The organism is uncultured Photobacterium sp., assembly GCF_947502415.1.
GTDB lineage: Bacteria > Pseudomonadota > Gammaproteobacteria > Enterobacterales > Vibrionaceae > Photobacterium.
On sequence record NZ_CANMZV010000017.1, the window covers coordinates 16,814 to 36,325 of the forward strand.

At 51.5% G+C, this 19,512-nt stretch carries 19 protein-coding genes; 13 read left to right on the forward strand and 6 right to left on the reverse strand.

Translation table 11 applies throughout. From position 1 onward, the window contains the following. From ubiB to hemB, 6 genes are all read left to right on the forward strand, one after another. Positions 1 to 1,638, forward strand: coding sequence for a ubiquinone biosynthesis regulatory protein kinase UbiB (ubiB, locus tag Q0852_RS16770; protein ID WP_299019872.1), 1,638 nt, complete (start codon positions 1 to 3; stop codon positions 1,636 to 1,638). Between the two features lie 68 nt (positions 1,639 to 1,706). Then, positions 1,707 to 1,955 carry a Sec-independent protein translocase subunit TatA gene (tatA, locus tag Q0852_RS16775; RefSeq protein WP_299019873.1) on the forward strand — a complete coding sequence of 83 codons (249 nt, stop codon included), beginning with the start codon at positions 1,707 to 1,709 and terminating at the stop codon, positions 1,953 to 1,955. A 3-nt stretch (positions 1,956 to 1,958) separates the two neighbouring features. After that, positions 1,959 to 2,297, forward strand: a complete 339-nt coding sequence (tatB, locus tag Q0852_RS16780) for a Sec-independent protein translocase protein TatB (RefSeq protein ID WP_299019874.1) — start codon at positions 1,959 to 1,961, stop codon at positions 2,295 to 2,297. Between the two features lie 11 nt (positions 2,298 to 2,308). Beyond that, entirely contained in the window at positions 2,309 to 3,076 is a 768-nt protein-coding gene (tatC, locus tag Q0852_RS16785) for a Sec-independent protein translocase subunit TatC (RefSeq protein WP_299019875.1), read from the forward strand. Between the two features lie 76 nt (positions 3,077 to 3,152). Next, the gene (gene tatD, locus Q0852_RS16790; protein ID WP_299019876.1) at positions 3,153 to 3,947 is read left to right on the forward strand and encodes a 3'-5' ssDNA/RNA exonuclease TatD; all 795 of its coding nucleotides are present in this window, start codon (positions 3,153 to 3,155) and stop codon (positions 3,945 to 3,947) included. 52 nt (positions 3,948 to 3,999) lie between these two features. Then, a complete protein-coding gene (hemB, locus tag Q0852_RS16795) occupies positions 4,000 to 5,049 on the forward strand; it encodes a porphobilinogen synthase (RefSeq protein ID WP_299019878.1) in 1,050 nt (349 codons plus the stop codon). Positions 5,050 to 5,135: 86 nt separating this feature from the next. Here hemB and asnC read toward each other — a convergent pair whose 3' ends face one another. Further along, positions 5,136 to 5,597, reverse strand: coding sequence for a transcriptional regulator AsnC (asnC, locus tag Q0852_RS16800; RefSeq protein ID WP_299019880.1), 462 nt, complete (start codon positions 5,595 to 5,597; stop codon positions 5,136 to 5,138). Positions 5,598 to 5,762: 165 nt separating this feature from the next. Between asnC and Q0852_RS16805 the strand changes: the two genes are divergently transcribed. From Q0852_RS16805 to Q0852_RS16820, 4 genes are all read left to right on the forward strand, one after another. Next, positions 5,763 to 8,903: an ABC transporter substrate binding protein gene (locus tag Q0852_RS16805; protein WP_299019882.1), complete on the forward strand. Its 3,141-nt coding sequence runs from the start codon at positions 5,763 to 5,765 to the stop codon at positions 8,901 to 8,903. A 63-nt stretch (positions 8,904 to 8,966) separates the two neighbouring features. Beyond that, entirely contained in the window at positions 8,967 to 9,737 is a 771-nt protein-coding gene (locus Q0852_RS16810) for a class I SAM-dependent methyltransferase (protein WP_299019884.1), read from the forward strand. A gap of 68 nt (positions 9,738 to 9,805) precedes the next feature. Continuing rightward, complete coding sequence (locus Q0852_RS16815; protein WP_299019885.1) at positions 9,806 to 10,240, forward strand: hypothetical protein; 435 nt, start codon at positions 9,806 to 9,808, stop codon at positions 10,238 to 10,240. Positions 10,241 to 10,286: 46 nt separating this feature from the next. Then, the gene (locus Q0852_RS16820; protein ID WP_299019887.1) at positions 10,287 to 10,412 is read left to right on the forward strand and encodes a hypothetical protein; all 126 of its coding nucleotides are present in this window, start codon (positions 10,287 to 10,289) and stop codon (positions 10,410 to 10,412) included. Positions 10,413 to 10,586: 174 nt separating this feature from the next. Here the strand turns inward: Q0852_RS16820 and Q0852_RS16825 are convergent, their stop codons facing one another. The 4 genes from Q0852_RS16825 to hemC are packed head-to-tail and all read right to left on the reverse strand — an operon-like array spanning position 10,587 to position 14,668. Further along, entirely contained in the window at positions 10,587 to 11,774 is a 1,188-nt protein-coding gene (locus Q0852_RS16825; protein ID WP_299019889.1) for a heme biosynthesis HemY N-terminal domain-containing protein, read from the reverse strand. Then, the gene (hemX, locus tag Q0852_RS16830; RefSeq protein WP_299019891.1) at positions 11,771 to 12,976 is read right to left on the reverse strand and encodes a uroporphyrinogen-III C-methyltransferase; all 1,206 of its coding nucleotides are present in this window, start codon (positions 12,974 to 12,976) and stop codon (positions 11,771 to 11,773) included. The genes Q0852_RS16825 and hemX overlap by 4 nt, the downstream gene beginning before the upstream one ends. Before the next feature lie 4 nt (positions 12,977 to 12,980). After that, the gene (locus Q0852_RS16835; protein WP_299019893.1) at positions 12,981 to 13,736 is read right to left on the reverse strand and encodes a uroporphyrinogen-III synthase; all 756 of its coding nucleotides are present in this window, start codon (positions 13,734 to 13,736) and stop codon (positions 12,981 to 12,983) included. After that, on the reverse strand, positions 13,736 to 14,668 hold the full coding sequence (gene hemC, locus Q0852_RS16840) for a hydroxymethylbilane synthase (RefSeq protein WP_299019895.1): 933 nt from the start codon (positions 14,666 to 14,668) through the stop codon (positions 13,736 to 13,738). Before hemC ends, Q0852_RS16835 begins: the two co-directional genes overlap by 1 nt. A 401-nt stretch (positions 14,669 to 15,069) precedes the next feature. Between hemC and Q0852_RS16845 the strand changes: the two genes are divergently transcribed. Beyond that, the gene (locus Q0852_RS16845; protein ID WP_299019897.1) at positions 15,070 to 17,631 is read left to right on the forward strand and encodes a class I adenylate cyclase; all 2,562 of its coding nucleotides are present in this window, start codon (positions 15,070 to 15,072) and stop codon (positions 17,629 to 17,631) included. Between the two features lie 82 nt (positions 17,632 to 17,713). Here Q0852_RS16845 and cyaY read toward each other — a convergent pair whose 3' ends face one another. Then, a complete protein-coding gene (gene cyaY / locus Q0852_RS16850; protein ID WP_299019899.1) occupies positions 17,714 to 18,025 on the reverse strand; it encodes an iron donor protein CyaY in 312 nt (103 codons plus the stop codon). 77 nt (positions 18,026 to 18,102) lie between these two features. Here cyaY and Q0852_RS16855 point away from each other — a divergent pair, with 77 nt between their 5' ends. Then, positions 18,103 to 18,216, forward strand: a complete 114-nt coding sequence (locus Q0852_RS16855) for a lipoprotein (protein ID WP_299019901.1) — start codon at positions 18,103 to 18,105, stop codon at positions 18,214 to 18,216. Positions 18,217 to 18,246: 30 nt separating this feature from the next. Next, positions 18,247 to 19,500, forward strand: coding sequence for a diaminopimelate decarboxylase (gene lysA, locus Q0852_RS16860; protein WP_299019902.1), 1,254 nt, complete (start codon positions 18,247 to 18,249; stop codon positions 19,498 to 19,500). The last annotated feature ends 12 nt before the right edge of the window (positions 19,501 to 19,512 follow it).

Here is a 19,512-nt window from a genome sequence, read left to right on the forward strand (position 1 = left end):
ATGATCACATCTTCGGAATTTAAACGCTTATACCAAATCACCACCGTTAAGTTGCGTTACGGATTGGATGAATTTCTGCCGGATGACCCTCGGGTGGAATTGCCGAAAATGGCACGCAAGTCGCTGTTCTGGGTTAAGAATGAGCATGCGGATAAGCCGTTGGGCGAGCGTCTGCGCTTAGCCCTGCAGGAATTGGGACCGGTGTGGATTAAGTTCGGCCAGATGATGTCGACCCGCCGCGACTTGTTTCCCCCGCATATCGCTGATCAGCTTGCCCTGCTGCAGGATCAGGTCGCCCCGTTTGACGGTAAGCTGGCCAAGCAACATATTGAAGCGTCGCTGGGTGGTCCGCTGGAAACCTGGTTTGATGATTTTGACGAAACCCCGCTGGCTTCAGCCTCGATTGCCCAGGTTCATACTGCAATCGTGAAGGAAAACGGCCGTGAGGTGGTACTGAAAGTGATCCGTCCGGATATCCTGCCGGTGATCCAGGCGGATATTAAGCTGATGTACCGGATGGCTCGGATTCTGTCACGTTTCTTGCCCGAAGCCCGCCGACTGCGCCCGGTCGAGGTGGTGCAGGAGTATGAGAAAACGTTGCTGGATGAGCTGAACCTGATGCGTGAAGCCGCCAATGGTATCCAGTTGCGCCGCAACTTCGAAGACAGCGACATGCTGTATGTACCAGAGGTGTTTACCGACCTTAGCAGTGAAAGTCTGTTGGTGATGGAGCGTATCTACGGGATCCAGGTTTCTGATGTCGATGCGCTGGTGGCAAATGGCACCGACATGAAGCTGTTGTCAGAAAATGCGGTGAATATCTTCTTCACTCAGGTATTTCGTGATAGTTTCTTCCATGCCGACATGCACCCTGGGAATATTTTTGTTGCCCGTGAAAATCCCGAGAATCCGCAGTGGATTGCTCTGGATTGTGGTATTGTCGGTACCTTGAACCGCGAAGATAAGCGTTATCTGGCGGAAAACCTGCTGGCATTTTTCAATCGTGACTACCGTAAGGTAGCCGAGTTGCATGTCGATTCCGGCTGGGTGCCGCAAGATACCAATGTTGATGACTTTGAGTTTGCCATCCGCACGGTTTGCGAGCCGATTTTCGAAAAGCCGTTGGCAGACATCTCTTTCGGCCATGTGTTGCTGAATCTGTTCAATACCGCGCGATGTTTCCATATGGAAGTTCAGCCGCAGTTGGTATTGCTGCAGAAAACCCTGCTGTATGTGGAAGGATTAGGTCGTCAACTCTATCCGCAGCTTGATCTGTGGGATACCGCCAAGCCGTTTCTGGAAGACTGGATGTCTCGCCAGGTTGGACCACAAGCGGTGATCGAAGGTGTTAAAAGTAGGGCGCCGTTCTGGGCAGAAAAATTGCCTGAGCTGCCGGAATTACTTTACGACAGTTTGCGTCAGAGCAATACGCTCAACCAGCGCATCGATACACTTTTCGAAAGTTTCATGGAAAGTCGGCGTTATCAGAGCCATGCAAGGTTCTATTTTGGCATTGGTGCAACCCTGGTTGTATGTTCTGCCATACTTTTTAGTAATCATATTGAAACTTATCCGGCGATTTCCGCCGCAATGGGGGGCACGTTTTGGTTACTTGGATGGCGTGCTTGCCGCAAATAGCAGGTAAAGTATGCTTCCAACACATATCGTTTTTGTTATCAACCACAATAAGCTGAGGTAAAACAAGCATGGGTGGTATTAGTATTTGGCAATTGCTAATCATTGCACTGATCATCGTTCTTCTTTTCGGAACCAAGAAACTGCGCACACTGGGCGGTGACCTGGGTTCGGCGGTGAAGGGCTTCAAGAAAGCAATCGGTGACGATGAGCCAGCAGCCAAGAAAGACGCAGATGCGGATTTCGACCAGAAGAAACTGGCTGACAACCAGCAAGACGAGCAGGCTCAGAAGAGCCAGAAAGACAAAGAGCAGGTTTAACGCGTGTTTGATATCGGGTTCTGGGAGTTAATATTGATCTCGGTGGTGGGATTGGTAGTACTGGGGCCGGAACGCCTTCCCGTCGCGATCCGTTCGGTATCGCGCTGGGTGGGTGCTGCTCGTAATATGGCTAACTCGGTCAAAGATGAAATCTCGCAGGAACTGAAGATTCAGGAATTGCAGGAAAATCTGAAAAAGGCCGAGCAAATGGGGATGCAGGATTTATCTCCTGATCTGAACAACTCTGTTGATGAGCTGAAAAAAGCCGCAGCAGAGGTGCAGCGTCCCTATGCTGAGAAAAACGAGCAAACCTCAGCAACGACTTCTCAAAAGCAGGATTAAATTACATCACTATGTCTACAGTCGAAGACACGCAACCATTATTCAGCCATTTGGTAGAGCTGCGTAATCGGCTGCTGCGTTCAATTTTGAGTGTAATAGTGGTTTTTCTTGGTTTGGTATGGTTTGCCAACGACATCTATGCATTTTTGTCGGCCCCACTGGTCGAGCGTCTCCCTGAAGGGGCGACGATGATTGCAACGGATGTGGCATCGCCTTTCTTCACACCAATAAAACTCACTTTGGTTACCTCAGTGTTTATTGCTGTGCCAATGATTTTGTACCAGGTCTGGGGGTTCATTGCTCCTGGTCTGTACAAGCATGAGCGTAAGCTGATCATGCCGCTGCTGTTCTCCAGCTCGCTGCTGTTCTACGCTGGTGTGTCATTTGCGTATTTTGTGGTCTTTCCGCTGGTATTTGGTTTCTTCACCGGTATTGCGCCTGAAGGGGTGCAGGTAGCGACCGATATTGCCAGTTATCTGGACTTTGTTCTGGCATTGTTCATGGCGTTCGGTATCGCGTTTGAGATCCCTGTTGCCATTATCCTGCTGTGTTGGACTGGGGCTACAGATCCGCAGAGCCTGAAGCAGAAGCGGCCATATATTGTTGTGGCAGCTTTTGTGGTGGGTATGTTGCTGACGCCGCCGGACATCATTTCGCAGACACTGCTGGCAATACCGATGTGCTTGCTGTTTGAGGTAGGCCTGTTCTTCTCCCGCTTCTATATCCGCGATGAGGAAGAAGAGGATGAAACTGAAACGGCTGGCCATGATGAGCACTAAGCCAAGCATATAACAGAAGAACCGGCCTCCAGGCCGGTTTTTTTATGAAATTGATAATATTGACACGGATAACAAGATGATCGATATCGGGGTGAATTTAACCAATAGTCGTTTTGACAAAGATCGCGATGAGGTAGTTGCTCGCGCTAAGGAAGCCGGGGTACAGGGGCTGATTTTGACTGGTACCAGTATTGAAGAGAGCTTGCAGGCGCAGGCCATGGCTAGCCAGTGGCCGCAATACTGTTACAGCACGGCCGGGGTTCACCCCCATGATGCCAAGACCGTTGACGATTTGGCCCTGCCTGCTATTCGGCGTTTGGCCGGTGAGCCGGAAGTGGTGGCGATTGGTGAATGCGGGTTGGATTTCAACCGCGACTTCTCGCCACGCCCTCAGCAAGAGGCGGTGTTTGAGGCGCAACTGGCTTTGGCTGCCGAGCTGAATATGCCCGTTTTTATGCACTGCCGTGATGCCCATGAGCGGTTTATGGCGATTTTAAAGCCGTGGCGCGACAAGCTGCCGGCGGCGGTTTTGCATTGCTTTACCGGAACCGAAGCTGAGCTGAGAGATTGCTTAGCGCTTGATTTGCATATTGGGATCACCGGCTGGGTTTGCGATGAGCGCCGTGGAACTGAACTTCGCGATATTGTTCGCTATATCCCGGAGAATCGGTTGATGATTGAGACGGATTGCCCGTATCTGCTACCGCGTGACTACCGGCCAAAACCGAAGTCCAGTCGCAATGAGCCGAAGTTCCTGCCGCATATTGCTTCGGTGATTGCCCAGTGCCGTGAGCAGGATCCGGCTGAGCTGATGGCGGCTTCTTATGCAACTACAAGGGCATTTTTTGCAATCGGGACACCCGCACTCTGACTGAGAGTGGTATTATCAGCAAAAAGCGAATCATCCCAACAAGGAGTATGCAGTGTCTGTATCTATCCAGGGCGCGTTTCCAGCACGCCGTATGCGTCGCATGCGTAAGCATGACTTTAGCCGCCGACTAATGGCAGAAAACCAGATTTCTGTGAATGATCTGATTTACCCGATGTTCATCCTTATGGGCAAGAATCGCCGCGAAACGGTTGACTCGATGCCAGGTATTGAACGCCTGTCTCTCGATCTCATGCTTAAAGAAGCTGAGTATCTGGCGAAGCTTGGCGTCCCGGCTATCGCGCTATTTCCGGTGATCTCCCAGGATTTCAAGAGTACTTGTGCAGCCGAGGCCTACAATCCGGAAGGGTTGGTTCAGCGCGCCGTTCGCCTGCTGAAAGAGCATGTGCCACAGATGGGTGTGATTACTGATGTGGCTCTTGATCCGTTCACGATTCACGGCCAGGACGGTATCATCGATGAGACCGGTTATGTGATGAATGATGTGACGACAGAAGTGTTGATCAAGCAAGCATTGTCACACGCTGAAGCGGGTGCGGATGTCGTTGCGCCGTCAGACATGATGGATGGCCGCATTGGCGCTATTCGCGAGGCGCTGGAAGAAGCCGGTCATATCCATACCCAGATCATGGCTTATTCAGCGAAATATGCTTCTAACTATTATGGCCCGTTCCGTGATGCCGTCGGCTCGTCGGGCAACCTGAAAGGCGGCGACAAGAAAACCTATCAGATGGATCCGGCCAACAGTGACGAAGCGCTGCATGAAGTGGCGATGGACGTTAACGAAGGTGCGGACATGGTAATGGTAAAACCGGGTATGCCATACCTGGATGTGGTTCGCCGGGTTAAGAGCGAGCTTCAGGTACCGACATTTGCTTACCAGGTATCTGGTGAGTATGCGATGCATATGGCGGCGATCCAGAATGGCTGGCTGAAAGAGCGCGAGACTGTTATGGAATCTCTGCTGTGCTTCAAGCGTGCCGGTGCTGATGGTGTCCTGACGTACTTTGCTAAGACGGTTGCCGAATGGTTGGCTGAAGAAGCTGCCGAGCGTAAGGCTGAGCTGGACAACCAAGCTGAGTAACCGATAGTCGCGATGATTAGACAAAAGCGAGGCCCTCTGAGCCTCGCTTTTTGCTTTTGTAGGCCTTGCTTTTGTTATATCTAGCTTTAAGGCTTCACATTGCGGTTGATCGGGTTCTGAAGGGAGATCAGGGTTTCGGTAGACTGGACTTCGTCAATGGCCTGTAGCTTGTCGATCAGGACATACTGCAGTTCTTCAATCGACTTACACATCAGTTTGACGAAAATATTGTAGGCCCCGGTGGTGTAGTAGGCCTCGACAACTTCTTCGAGCTCGTTCAGTTTGGCCAGCGCAGAGTGGTAATCACGTGCGGCATTTAAATTGATGCCGATAAAACAGCACACGTCATAGCCGAGTAGCTTCGGGTTCACGACCACTTCGGTTCCGGTAATGATTTCGGCGGCACGCATTTTTTCTACCCGGACATGCACTGTTGCCGGGCTGACGTTGAACAGCTTGGCCATTTCAGCATAGGGGATCCGGGCATCATTCATCAGGGCCTTGAGGATATCGCGGTCTAAATCATCCATCCGAGGTTGCTGGGTCATGGTTTTATTGATTCCCTTGTTTATAGTTCACTGTTCATATCTTATACTGAGCGCGCTCAAGTACCTAAAAAATAATGACCCACTCATAGCTGCAGGGAGCGGCGGTGCCGGCTGTCTGGCCGGAATTGCAGGGGGACATCAACGATAGGATCTTCTCGACGTTTTATGCGGTTTCTTGTTTTATTTCTTGCGCTGTTGGTCGCCCCTGTTTTTGCTCAGGTAAAAGACACTTTGGTCATCCACTCCTACCATCGTGGTATGAGCTGGACGGATGCTATGCAGGCCGGACTGGAATCAGCGATTGAGCATCATAATATCCCGTTCCATGTTAGTTACATGGATAGTAAACGCTACCAGTCAGAAAGTTACCTCAACGAGTTGCTTGATATTTATCGCACTAAGCTGGCCAATAAAAAGTACCGGGCCATTGTGGTGACTGATGACCATGCCTTGTGGCTGATCAACCAGTTGGCGGATGAGATTGGTGATACCCCTGTGGTGATGGCGGGCGTCAATAATTACTTACCAGATAAATATAATCGTCTGCGTCAGGTCGCCGGTGTACTCGATACCATGGATGCCTCCGATAATATTGAGCTGGCCCGCGAGCTCCAGCCGGATCTGGAGCACATCTATGTCATAGCTGATAAGACTTATACCGGTCAGGCTTTGTGGCTGGGGGTGGAGCGTTATATTGCGATGAACCCTTCCGGTGTTGTGTTTCACCGCTTGTCGCAGGGGAGCTTCCTGGAAGTTTACGACCAGGTTGCCCAACTGCCGGAAAATTCAGCTATTATCTTTTTGAGTTACTTCCAGGACGGTACTGGTAAGTATATGTCCAGCTCTGATTTTCTTGAATCCCTGACTGAGCGCGCCAATGCGCCTATATATGTTTCCTATCGTTTTATGCTTCAGCATGGCGTACTTGGCGGCGTGATGACGGACGGTTTTGAGACCGGGAGCCTGGCTGGCCAGTTGCTGGCGGCGATCATTAACGGCGGGATTAAGGAACTGCCGGTTTTTGTCCATACCCCAGGTGAAGAGATTTTCAATTACCAGGCCCTGCAACGTTGGGAAATGACCGTTAACGGCGATGATATTGTGGTTATGAATAAGCCCTTGAGTTGGCTCGATCGCTATCAGAAGGAGCTATGGGCACTGACGGTGGCGGTGGTGATCATGGGAGCGATAATTATCTTGCTCGGTTTTATTATCCGCCGCCTGCACAAGGGAGAGCAGAAGCTGCAGCGAAGCCGGGCGTTGTTTGAAGGGGTGTTTGATCAGAGTTTCCAATATATCGGGTTGCTGGATGACAGCGGTGTGCTGATCTCCGGGAACCTTGCCCTGCAAAACCTTGTCGGACGTGCGGTGATTAAATACGACCGTCCGCTGTGGCGTTGGTTGTGCTGGAATCAGGGAGCGACACTGTGCCTGAGCCAGGCATTTGAAGCTGCCTGGCAGGAGCAACGGGTACGGTTCGAAGTCGAGGTGAAAAGTAGTGATGATGGTTGGCGGGTACTGGATATTGCCATGAAGCGGATGCCAAGCTCGGTTGGTGATAAAGAGCAGTTACTGTTTGAGGCCCGTGATGTTACAACCCGTCATCAGATGGAAGAGAAGCTGCGCGAACGTGAAGTTAGCTACCGGGTGCTCTACGAGCAGCAGCCGGTGATCCTGTTGGCACTGGATAATAAGGCTCGAATTCAGTCGGTTAACCAATTTGCTGCCGATCTGCTCGGTTACGACAAGCGGCAGTTGTTGGGACACAAGGTGACGGAGTTTTATTTTGATGATGTTCCGGTGCCGCAGCAATTTATTTCCGGTGTTCGTGAGATCAACGAGCAGCAGGTCTGGCGCCGACAGGTCAGGTACCGGTGTGCTGATGGTCAGACGGTTTGGATTCGTGAGACCATTCGTCCGGCCCAGCTTAAGCAGCAGCTGTTACTGGTTGGGGAAGATGTGACGGCGACCCATGAACTTGAGGCCAAGTTGGAGTACCAGGCCAGCCACGATTTCCTGACGGATTTGTATAACCGGAATTACTTTGAGCAGCAGCTTGAGACCGTACTGTGTGAGGCCCGGGAGCAGGGCGCGCGCCATGCCATGTTTTATATCGACCTTGATCAGTTCAAGGTGATCAATGATACCGCTGGCCATGAGGCCGGTGACGAAGCTTTGAAGCAAGTGGCATTGCTTTTGCGGGGGATCACCCCGAGCCAGGCGACCCTGGCGCGACTTGGTGGTGACGAGTTTGCTGTTATTTTGCGTCATTGCAGTCAGGCGGAAGCGGTGAAGTTTGCAACTGAAGTTCTGCTTGTGCTGGAAGAGGCGGAGTTTTACTGGCAGACCACTCGTTTTAACTTCAGTGGTTCGATTGGACTCAGGCTGATTGATGATACGGCGGGCTCGCCGCAACAGGTTCATGCTCAGGCCGATACTGCTTGTTATGCCGCTAAAGATGAAGGGCGAAATCGTCTGCACCTGTATCACCCCGATGATGAAGAGCTCAAGCGTCGTGAGCTGGAAATGGAATGTGTCAACTTGATCCACGAGGCTCTGGCCGAGCGGAGACTGGAGTTGTATGCCCAGCAAATTGCACCGCTGACAGTAACCAGCCGCAAGCAACATTATGAAATTCTGGTCCGGATCCGAGACCGTGATGGCTCGGTTATCTCGCCGGGGCTGTTTATGCCAGCGGCGGAGCGTTATAACCTGGCTCACCTGATTGACCGCTATGTGATAAATGAGGTTATTGACTGGCTGGTCGCTCACCCTGAGGCTGTCGAACAGCTTGAATTGTGTGCAATAAACCTGTCGGGACAATCGATGGGCAATCGGGATTTTGTTTACTTTCTGGTGGATAAAATCCGTCGTTCCGGTCTGCCAACCCGTAAGCTGTGCCTGGAAATTACTGAGACTGCCGCTATCGGTAATCTGAGTGAGGCCATTATGCTGTTTACTCAGCTTAGGCAATTGGGCTGCCTGGTTTCCTTAGATGATTTTGGCTCGGGCTTGTCCTCGTTCGGTTACCTGAAACGAATGCCGGTCGATATCATTAAGATTGACGGGATGTTTGTACGGGGCATTGCTGAAGATGAAATGGACTTTGCTATGGTTAAGGCTATCAATGACCTAGCCAAGAAAATGGGCAAGAAAACAGTAGCTGAGTTTGTAGAGAGTGAGGCTATTTTGCAGCGGCTTAATGCCCTTGGGGTCGATTATGCCCAGGGGTATTTGTATGGTCGCCCCCGTCCGCTGGCTGAGCTGGTGACTGAGTTGCGCCAGGAGCCCGAGGCGGTGCTATAATCCGCCTTCATACGCTGCTGCTGTGAAGTGGCGGCGCTTGTTGTTTTTGAACCGGAGAATCCTGTGCAACTCGCCCTAATTTGTGACATTCCCGAACGCCAGCATGAGCTGGATGAACTGGCCCTGCGCTGGGGACTCAGCCATGATGAAGATAGTACGTTTGCTTTGGAGCTTACGGCCGAAAGGTTAGAGCTGCGTAAGCGTGACGAGCCTAAACTGGGAGCGGTATATGTCGATTTGGCTGGCGGAGCGGTGGCTCACCGACGCAAATTCGGCGGTGGCCGGGGGCAAGCGATAGCCAAGGCTGTCGGGCTTAAGGGCGGGGTGACGCCAACGGTTGTCGATGCGACTGCTGGATTGGGTCGCGATGCTTTTGTGCTGGCATCGTTGGGTTGCAAGGTTCAGATGGTGGAGCGCCATCCGGTTGTGGCGGCCTTGCTGGATGACGGTTTGCGCCGGGCCCGGCAGGATCCGGATATTGGGGATTGGATCAGTGAGCGACTGACCTTGCTGCATGCATCGAGCCATGATGCACTTGATAAATTGGCGGCGGATCCGGATTTTACCGCGCCGGATGTGGTGTACCTGGATCCTATGTATCCCCATAAGAAAAAATCGGCACTGGTGAAAAAAGAGATGCGGGTATTTCAGACCCTGGTCGGTGCCGATAACGATGCTGATAGCCTGCTGACACCGGCAATGGCCTTGGCGACCAAACGTGTAGTGGTCAAGCGTCCGGATTATGCTGAATTTTTGGATCAGCAAAAGCCGTCGATGGCGATTGAAACAAAGAAAAATCGCTTTGATGTTTATGTTATTGCAGCAATGAAATAGCAAGCCGCTGATATCGTGTTACGGTTTAAGGATAGTAAAGCGGGCTGTTCCTAAAGGAGTCGTGGGAGATGGCAAAGTCTTTGTGTAAGTACAGTCGGGTTGAGATCGCTGATAAATTCGCGATCATCAGCAAGATTGTCAGTGAGCCACGGTTTGTGTGCAGTAGCTGCGCCCGTGCGGCAAGTGATAAAGCGTATTTGTGTAAGCCCAGTGCTTTGAGAGTGAAGGCGATGAATAAGGCTGAGTCGGCTGTAGCACCAGATAAACAAAAGCATAAGCTGGGCGAACATGTTGTGATAACGCCCGCTGCTCAGGCGCATCTGGCTGCGATTGATGTGATCGAACATGAAGATGTCGTGTCAAAGCCGACGGTGACGAAGAAGCAGGCCAAGCAGCTGAAGAAACTCGCTAAGAAGAAGCTTAAACGACTGAAGAAAGCGGCTAAAGCAGTACAGCGTTACGATGAGGCATTACAGAAGGCTAAAAATGCGCTGCGACTGTAATGGAATCTATAGATCGCAAAAGCCTCCATTATGGAGGCTTTTTTTTATGGCTTATGATTCTTTGATCAGTACCGCTGTCATTAAGCAGGTGATCACGGAAACAACAATGCCAGAAACGATTAGCCAAGGAAGCATATCCATTGTCTGTTATCCATCTATTATCAGCGACTAGAAGCGGTATTGAACACCTTCTCTTATATGCTATCAATGGTATAGATACAAGATGAAATGACTGTTAACACTTAGAAACAAATGAATAAGTTTTTGCGTGTAAGCTAATGATGTGGCTCACAAAAAAGCACCCGTGAAGGTGCTTTTTTGTTTAGCGGATAATGTTGTTATGACATTAGCTCTTGGCTGGAAGTGCCAGAGTCAGGGCCTGGCGGGATAAATCGGCAGCCGCTTTGTTGTCATTGAGTTTCTCCATTACATCGACTAAGTAGCCGTAGTCGGTCATGTTCGGGTGGATCTCAATGGCTTTTTCAAGGTGTTGTTTGGCATCTTCCCATTTCTCTTCACGCATGAACAGCTGGCCAAGGGCACTGTGGGTGCTTGGATTGTTGCTGTCATAGCGCAGCAGATCCTGCAGGCGGACAATTGCTGGGTGGTAGTCCGGCAGGTTCAGGGCTGGTACCAGCTCGATCAGTGCTTCGTCGTTGTTTTTCTTCAGCGCATCGCGCAGCACGGTATAGGCTTCGCTATCGGCATTGCGGCTGCTCATTAGCTTGACGAAACAGGCAATCAGCTCAGGTTGCTGCTTGGCTTTGCGGCTCAGGCTGTTCCAGTGGCCCATCAGACCGTCGCTGCCGTTTTGTTGGGTGATATGAGTCATCAGACCGCATTCGGCTTTTACATATAGCTCGGCGTTTTCATCTGCGTTGACCACACCTAGTTTTGTCAGTTGAGGTAGCATTGCCAGCAATGGTTTCCAGTCTTCCAGTTTCAGGTAGCAGTCTTTCAGCAGTGCAAGCAATATCGGGTTGCGGCTGTGGTCTTGCTTGATTCCTTGCAGGGTGGCAACGGCCTGTTCGTACTGCTGCTGGCGGAACAGAAGCTTGGCACGGGTTAAAGCAACGGCAAGGCTTTGGTCGTCGATGTTGGCAGCCAGTTTCAGGTACTCGTCGCGCTGAGTTGTATCGCCTTGGCCTTGTGCAGCCTCTGCGGCAGCTAAGTAGTTCAGCAGCGGTGTGTCACTGTGTTTGGCTGCTTTGATAACCAGCTTTTCAGCCTGCTTCCAGTCACCTTCAAGTACTTTTACCAGGCCGTTTGAGGTTTGCAGGCGTGCTTTGCGTGCTTTACGGCCGGAGAACCATCCTCGGGTTGTGCTGCTCAGTGACAGCAGGCGCTTGACGATGTTTTCCAGCAGGAAGAAGGCACCTAATAGGATAATCACCAGCAGGAGCAAAGTGGTCAGGCTCATTTCCAGAGTCTGATTGGCGACAGAGATCAGGACATAGCCTTGGTTGCCCGCCAGCTTCGGCCCGGCAACGATACCGGCGATCAGCGCAGCGACCAGCAATAGAAGTTTAATCATGCTGGGTTCTCCTCTGTGCTAAGTGGTTTCACTTGTTGGCGAAGGCGTTCGCTGATGGCATCGTTGAGCAGCGGCTGGGACTTCAGTGTATTCGGATAACTGGCTTCGATATCTTCCTTGGCCAGCTTATCTAGGGTCTGGATAAAGCTTTGTGCTGCCGGATCTTCCATGTCGTAGAATTGCTCGGCCCATTCTTTGGCCATTAGCAGCGACTTGTTGTAAAGCTCACCCTGCTCGCGATAGACCGATTTGATCGCGGTTTCCAGCTTCGACTTGATGTTTTCCTGCAGGTAGAAGTCTTGTTTCGGCGATAGTAGCGGGATCACGCTGCCGTCGCGGGTGCGATAGGTAACAAAGTGCTCGCTGAAGTTCTTCAGTGAGGTCATCAGGTTTTCTTTCCAGTCTTTGACCGATGACGATACTGCGGCTTCTTTAACTGCTTCAGCTTCCGGTACGATGGCATTCGCCAGTGGAAGTGTTGCAATGGTTTCTTGCAGGCTGGTCAATCGCAGTACCAGGCCGTCACGGTCAATACGGGCAACGGCTTTGAGTGCGGTAATATCGCTGTGCATAGCTTCACGGATCGGTGTCAGGCTCGGATCGTTAAGCTCGGCGATACGGTGGTCGGCAGATTCCAGTAGCACGGTTGCACTGACGGTATCATGCTCCAGCCACAACTTGCGTCCAGCCATTTTAACCAGATAGTCGGCTTCAGCCAGTAGCCAGTCGTTTGGACGGCGGCCTTTCATTTCAGCCAGAGCCATTTGCAGGCCGGTAATGGATTTTTCCTGTTGGGAAAGGGAAACATCAGTGCGCTGAAGGTTTGTCTCGACCTGATTAAGGGTTTCTTGCTTGCTTGCCTCTAGTTGCCCCTGCATGCTTTCCAGTTGCTGCTGAAGTGTTGCCATCTTGGCATTCTGGTCCTGCGTTTGCTGGTGGCCATGGAAGTAAAGGCCCGCACCAAGCGCTATGACCAGGGCAATGGCAATTGCGCCAGTCTTGTTGCCGTTTTTATTTTCGGCTGGCTGGGGAGCGGGTTTAGTTTGGCTGGCCTCAGTGCGGTCTGCCGGCTTCTTTGGGGCTGTGGAGGCTTCAGGTGCTTGCGCTTTGGCACTAGATTGACCTGGCTTATCCGTAGCTTTTGACGCTGCCGATTGCTTGTTATCTGCAGGAGTTTCATTATTGGTTTTTTTGTCAGTCATCCGATTATCCCATCGTGCCTATTTTGCTTAGGGTAGTGAAAAGAGCGCCGTTGGCGGCACTTCCCACGGTGGAAATAGTACGGAAACCAAGCATACGAGCCTGGTCCGCGATTCGTTGGCTTGGTACGAAAAGGTGGCATTGAAAAAACCAAGCCTTATTACTTTCAGGAACTAAACTGCTCAGGTGTGCCAGTTGCTCGCCGCTGGTCACCACCAGAGATGAAACATGTTGAGTCTGCCAGGTTTGGCTTAGCTGCTCGCCGTCCAGTGCAATCCAGCTGCGCTGATAGGTTTCGCAGTAGCTGATCTCAGCTCCGCGTTGCTGCAAGGCCTGGTAGATCAGTTCTCGCCCGCCGTTGCCACGTAAGATCAGGACTCGATGGCCCTGTATTTGTGCCAGGATGGGTAATGCCAGTAACCCTTCACTGTCACATCGAGACTGGGGGGACAGGACGTCACAATCGGTGCATTTTGTTAATGCTGCCGCGGTTTTGTGCCCAACGGCTATATAATGCACGTTTTTTGGCCAGCTGGCACCTTGTGACATCAAGTAATTGTGCGCTAAGTTCACTGCATGAACACTGACTGCAATCAGAAAATCATCAGGTTGCAGACGATTTAGCTGGGAAATGAGGGTGGGGAGTTGCTGCCCCGGCTGGATTTCCAGCAGGGGCTGGGCAATAGTACTGATCCCCGCAGCATTCAGCTGCCGGGCAAGTTGGTGGCACTCTGGAGCTGGGCGGGTGATCAGTATTGTCATCAGGCGTCGCCGTACAGTTTATCCAGGATAATTTTGGCACCGTCGTCGAGTAGTTGTTCAGCCAGCTGGGTACCGAGCGTTTCGGCATCGGCTATCGGGCCGCTGATCTCGCCAGAGACAATTTTGCTGCCGTCAGGCTCGCCAACGAGGGCGCGTAGCCAGATATTATCGCCCTGAATTTCAGAGTAACTGCCAATCGGTACCTGACAGCCGCCCTGTAAGCGGTTGTTCATGGCTCGCTCGCACAGGACGCGGGTGGCAGTTTCCTGGTGGTTTAATGCTTCAAGCAGGCTTCGGACACGTTGGTCATCCAAGCGGCACTCGATACCGACGGCACCCTGACCGACTGCTGGCAGGCTGGTTTTTGGCTCGATGGCACAGCGGATGCGGTCTTCCATCTTCAGGCGCTTAAGGCCGGCACACGCCAGAATAATGGCATCGTATTCGCCTTCGTCCAGTTTGCGCAGGCGAGTATTGACGTTACCGCGCAGGTCTTTGACGATCAGGTCAGGACGTTGGGCTCGTAGCTGGCACTGACGGCGCAGGCTGGAAGTACCGACTACGGCACCGGCTGGTAGTTCGTCAATGTTGTTGTAGGTATTGGACACGAAGGCATCACGTGGGTCTTCGCGCTCACAAATGGTGACTAGGCCAAGGCCTTCCGGGAACTCAACCGGGACATCTTTCATCGAGTGAACGGCAATATCCGCACGGTCTTCGAGCATTGCTACTTCCAGCTCTTTTACAAACAGGCCCTTACCACCAACTTTGGCCAGTGGTGTATCAAGGATGACATCGCCCTTGGTGACCATTGGGACCAGTTCGACGGCCAGGCCTGGGTGCGCTTGCTCCAGGGCATTTTTTACAAATTCTGCTTGCCACATTGCCAGCGGGCTCTTGCGGGTGGCAATGCGGATCGGTTTATCGGTCATAGAATCAGGTCCATAAATCACTTGCTTTTATACAGTAATCGTACCACTCCTACGCCCTGATGGTAATTCACTTGTTGTCCTCAGTGCGATGAAGCAGTATTGTCTTGATACAGGTTGTCATTAATGTGATATTTCTCACATAACCTTTAGGTGACGAGTTTATTACAATACTGCAGTTGGCAGTTTGATGCGTTTGGACAGCTTTGAGCGACATCGCTCAAAGGATAGGCTATCGTGTGTCTTTGTGTTTCATTCATAAACTGTCATAAGTCGTCATTAACTTTACGCTCGGTGCAGAAACTGTTACATTGATCACGTTTTTGCTCGCGTGTAGGGCACTGTCTACACTAACCATGACACTTTTGGGGCCGCTATAAGCTGGCAGCTCTTGGAAGAGTAATTTGCAGAATTATATCGAGACGCTTAGAAATAGACTGGACCAGCTCAACCAGCTTCGGTTGGAGCGCGCCCGTGCAGCCATGAATGCACAGTCTGAGCAGGTCTTCAACCTGTTAACTGTCTTACTTCACTACAATCATCCGTCAGTACCCGGCTACCTGGATCAGGTGGTTCCGGTGGGTATTGCTGCCTTTACTCTTTCTGAACAACAGCAGCAGTTCATTAATGACTGCGCGCTGACTACCCAGTCTATTATTTCCCCACCTTCGCTGACCGATGCTCAGAGCCCGATTCTGGGTTTGTATGCGATGGGGAGTACTTCTTCGTTGGGCCAGAGTCTGACCAGCGATCTCGATATCTGGGTTTGTATCCGGACCGACATGGCGGCCGATGAGCGTAAGGCGCTCGAGAGCAAGTGTTCCCTGGTTTCTGACTGGGCGATGTCACAAGGGGTCGAAGCCAACTTTTTCCTGATCGACGAAAATCGTTTCCGCGAGAATTTTTCTGAGCAGATGACCGGTGAGAACTGTGGTTCAAGCCAGCACTTGTTGTTGCTTGATGAGTTCTACCGTTCGGCGGTTCAGCTTGCTGGCCTGCGCCTGCTATGGTTCATGGTGCCGCCGGAGATGGAAGAGTGTTACGACGAATATATCAATTACCTCAATGCTAGTGGGTATATCCGTCGTGAAGAATGGATCGACTTTGGCGGTCTGATCCGGATCCCGGCCGAGGAATATTTCGGCTCAAGCCTTTGGCAACTTTATAAAAGTATCGATTCACCGTATAAGTCGGTGCTCAAGGCGATCCTGCTGGAAGCCTATTCCTGGGAGTACCCGCATACCCAACTGCTCAGCGTTGATGCTAAGCGCCGTTTCTTCTCGGAAGATCGCACCGAATATTGTATGGATGCCTATTTCCTGATGCTGGAAAAGGTCACCCGTTATCTGGAGCGTATTGACGATCACCGCCGCCTTGACTTGGTGCGCCGCTGTTTTTATCTCAAAACCCATGAAAAGCTGACCCGGGAGCCCGCTTCTGGCTCGGTGCCTTGGCGACGTAAGGTATTGGAGAAACTGACGTCGGACTGGCAATGGCCACAGGAAGTATTGCTGGAGCTGGATGGCCGTCGTGACTGGAAAGTCGAGGAGGTTAAGGAAGCTCACAATGAGCTGCTTGATGCGTTGATGCTCAGCTACCGTAACCTGATCCGTTTTGCCCGCCGTAATAACATTACCTCGGCAATCAGCCCTGAAGACATCAGTATCCTGGCGCGTAAGCTGTATGCGGCTTTTGAGGTGCTGCCGGGCAAAGTGACCTTGCTGAACCCGCAAATATCGCCGGATTTGCACGAACCCGATTTGGCGTTGATCCAGGTGCCCGACGGGCGTACCAATGCTTCCGGCTGGTATCTGTATAAGCACTCGCTTGACCCTTATGCCATTATCGGCCGCCCGGCGCTGGACCATAACCGCTACCTCAGCAAGCTGGTGGCATGGGCCTATTTTAATGGTCTGCTGACGGAGTCAACCTGTCTGCATACCGTCGTCCGTGATGCGGCGATGGATATTGATAAGCTCTACCAGCTGGTCAGCGATATTCGTAACACGTTCCCGATCCGTCGCCCGCAGCCGAGCCTGCAGGCGTTGTCGAGCCCGTGCGAGATCCGTCAGCTTGGTTTATTTATCAATCTGGAAAATGATCCGACGACTGAGCTGAAGAACCGCTCGGTGCGGTTTGATTTCAAAAATACCGATATTTTTAGTTACGGACCGGATCAGAAGTGTCTGGTTGGTAGTGTTGACCTGGTTTACCGCAATTCCTGGAATGAGGTGCGTACCCTGAATTTCAGCGGTCAAAATGCCATGCTGGATGCCCTGAAGACGATTTTGGGTAAGATGCACCAGGACGCAATCCCGCCAGAATCTGTCGATGTGTTCTGTTACAGCAAGCACATGCGTGGTCTGATTCGTAATCTGGTTTATCAGTTGGTAGCCGAGTGTATCGAGATGCGTCTGAAGCCGGTTGAACAGGAAAAACGCCGTCGTTTCAAAGCAATTAGTATCGGTGAGCAGACTCACGGTTTGTTTTTCGAGCGTCGTGGGGTTTCGGTACAGAAGCTGGAAAACTCGGTTGATTTCTACAGCTGTATCTCGACCAACAAGCTGAATGGCTCGGCTAACCTGGTGATGGGCAAGACTGATGAGCCGCACCCGCCGGAAATTGTTGATTCCTACGCCAGTGAAGGCCTGATCCAGTTCTTCTTTGAGGACTGTGATGCAGGGTTCAATATTTATATTCTGGATGAGGCGAACCGGATTGAAGTGTATCGTCAGTGCAGTGGTGACAAAGATGAAATGGTACACGGGGTGAATCGTTTCTACACTTCTGCTCATGACCGTTTCAGCTACAGTGTGAACTTTATTAACTTCAACCTGCCGCAGTTCTATGACATTGTGCATACTGAAGATGGTGAGCTGCAGGTGATTCCATTTAAGAGCGGTCAGCAGATCCCGCGCCGTCCGATAGCAGAAACGGCCAATACAATGTCGATCTCACCGCGCTGACAGTGAAAAGATAAAACAAAAAAGCTAGCCACAGGCTAGCTTTTTTGATCATGGCGAACGTGAAATGTCCGTCTTGAGACGATTACCAGTTGACCGGCTCATCGGCATGTAGTGAGCATTCTTGCTTTACTAGGGCAATCAGCTCGGCACCACTGCGGGTACATCGCCATTCGCCGTTTTGGTACTTGAAGTGGTAGCCGCCAGATTTGGAAGCCAGCCAGATTTCATGTAGGGGTTCCTGGCGGTTAATAACGATCTGGCTGCGGTTTTCAAACTCTAGTGTCAGTACGTTACCGGTGGTCTCATATTCGATGTCGGCACCGGATTCGTCGATGCCTTCCTCGATGCTCATCAGGACCTCATCGGCCAACTTATGAAATTCTGTATCATTCATCCCATTGCGTCCTATTGCTTTTCGTTTTCTTGGTGCGATTATAGAGGGCAATCAAATGATAATCACTGGCTTTAAAAATGCGTAAAGGTTTATTAGCAATTTTAGTTCTGGGTGTGTTGGCACTCACGGGTTGTGGTCAGAGCGGACCGCTATATATGCCGGACGACTCTGAGCAACAACAGCAACAGTAACGACGGCGAACGGACAGGGAAGAGAGAACATTGGATTATTTTAATTACCAGCAAGACGGTCGGTTATGGGCCGAAGATATTGCACTTACTGAGCTCGCGGAACGTTATGGCACGCCATTGTATGTGTATTCACGGGCGACCCTGGAACGCCATTGGCGTGCATTTGATCAGGCGGTGGCTAATCACCCTCACCTGATTTGTTATGCGGTGAAGGCTAACTCTAATATCGGAGTGCTGAACGTATTGGCGCGTCTGGGTTCCGGCTTTGACATTGTGTCGCAGGGCGAGCTGGAGCGGGTGATTGCTGCTGGTGGCGATCCGGCTAAGGTCGTTTTCTCCGGAGTCGGCAAGACTGCGGCAGAAATGAAACGGGCGTTGGATCTGGGTATTAAGTGTTTCAATGTTGAATCTGAGCCTGAGCTGGAGCGCCTGAACGAAGTGGCAGCCGAGTTGGGCAAGGTGGCGCCGATTTCGCTTCGGATCAACCCGGATGTCGATGCCAAGACCCATCCATATATATCTACCGGCCTGCGGGATAACAAGTTTGGCATTGCTTTTGACCGTGCTCCTGAGGTTTATCGTTTGGCGCAAAGCCTGTCTAACCTGAAGATTACGGGTATTGATTGCCATATCGGCTCTCAGTTAACCGAGCTAGGCCCGTTTGTCGATGCCACGGATCGCTTGTTGGCGCTGATTGACATTCTCAAAGCCGAAGGTATTGAAATTGAACATTTGGATGTTGGTGGTGGTCTGGGGGTGACGTACAGTGACGAGCAGCCGCCACAGCCTTCTGAATATGCGACCGAGCTGCTGGCTCGCCTGAAAAATCATGCCGAGCTGGAATTGGTGTTCGAGCCTGGCCGGGCCATTGCAGCCAATGCTGGTGTGATGCTGACACGGGTTGAGTACCTTAAGCATACCGAGTACAAGAATTTTGCCATTGTTGATGCGGCGATGAACGATCTGATCCGCCCGACGTTGTATCAGGCCTGGCAGGAAATAATTCCGGTTGTGCCACGCAAGGGGGAAGCAATCACCTATGACTTTGTCGGGCCGATTTGTGAAACCGGCGATTTCATTGGTAAAGAGCGCGCATTGTGCCTGGAACAGGGCGACCTGTTGGCCGTACGCTCGGCAGGTGCCTATGGTTTCGTGATGGCATCGAACTATAATACCCGGGTGCGGGCTGCTGAAATCATGGTCGACGGCCAGTGTGCCCATGTGGTGCGAGAGCGTGAAGCGCTGGAGCAGCTGTGGCAGTCTGAGCACGTATTGCCAGAATAACAATAAGGGACA

Coding starts and splice junctions, on each gene's coding strand:
- ubiB (WP_299019872.1), top strand. CDS start 1: ATGATCACATCTTCGGAATTTAAACGCTTATACCAAATCACCACCGTT.
- tatA (WP_299019873.1), top strand. CDS start 1,707: ATGGGTGGTATTAGTATTTGGCAATTGCTAATCATTGCACTGATCATC.
- tatC (WP_299019875.1), top strand. CDS start 2,309: ATGTCTACAGTCGAAGACACGCAACCATTATTCAGCCATTTGGTAGAG.
- tatD (WP_299019876.1), top strand. CDS start 3,153: ATGATCGATATCGGGGTGAATTTAACCAATAGTCGTTTTGACAAAGAT.
- asnC (WP_299019880.1), bottom strand. CDS start 5,597: ATGACCCAGCAACCTCGGATGGATGATTTAGACCGCGATATCCTCAAG.
- Q0852_RS16805 (WP_299019882.1), top strand. CDS start 5,763: ATGCGGTTTCTTGTTTTATTTCTTGCGCTGTTGGTCGCCCCTGTTTTT.
- Q0852_RS16815 (WP_299019885.1), top strand. CDS start 9,806: ATGGCAAAGTCTTTGTGTAAGTACAGTCGGGTTGAGATCGCTGATAAA.
- Q0852_RS16820 (WP_299019887.1), top strand. CDS start 10,287: ATGGCTTATGATTCTTTGATCAGTACCGCTGTCATTAAGCAGGTGATC.
- Q0852_RS16825 (WP_299019889.1), bottom strand. CDS start 11,774: ATGATTAAACTTCTATTGCTGGTCGCTGCGCTGATCGCCGGTATCGTT.
- hemX (WP_299019891.1), bottom strand. CDS start 12,976: ATGACTGACAAAAAAACCAATAATGAAACTCCTGCAGATAACAAGCAA.
- Q0852_RS16835 (WP_299019893.1), bottom strand. CDS start 13,736: ATGACAATACTGATCACCCGCCCAGCTCCAGAGTGCCACCAACTTGCC.
- hemC (WP_299019895.1), bottom strand. CDS start 14,668: ATGACCGATAAACCGATCCGCATTGCCACCCGCAAGAGCCCGCTGGCA.
- cyaY (WP_299019899.1), bottom strand. CDS start 18,025: ATGAATGATACAGAATTTCATAAGTTGGCCGATGAGGTCCTGATGAGC.
- Q0852_RS16855 (WP_299019901.1), top strand. CDS start 18,103: ATGCGTAAAGGTTTATTAGCAATTTTAGTTCTGGGTGTGTTGGCACTC.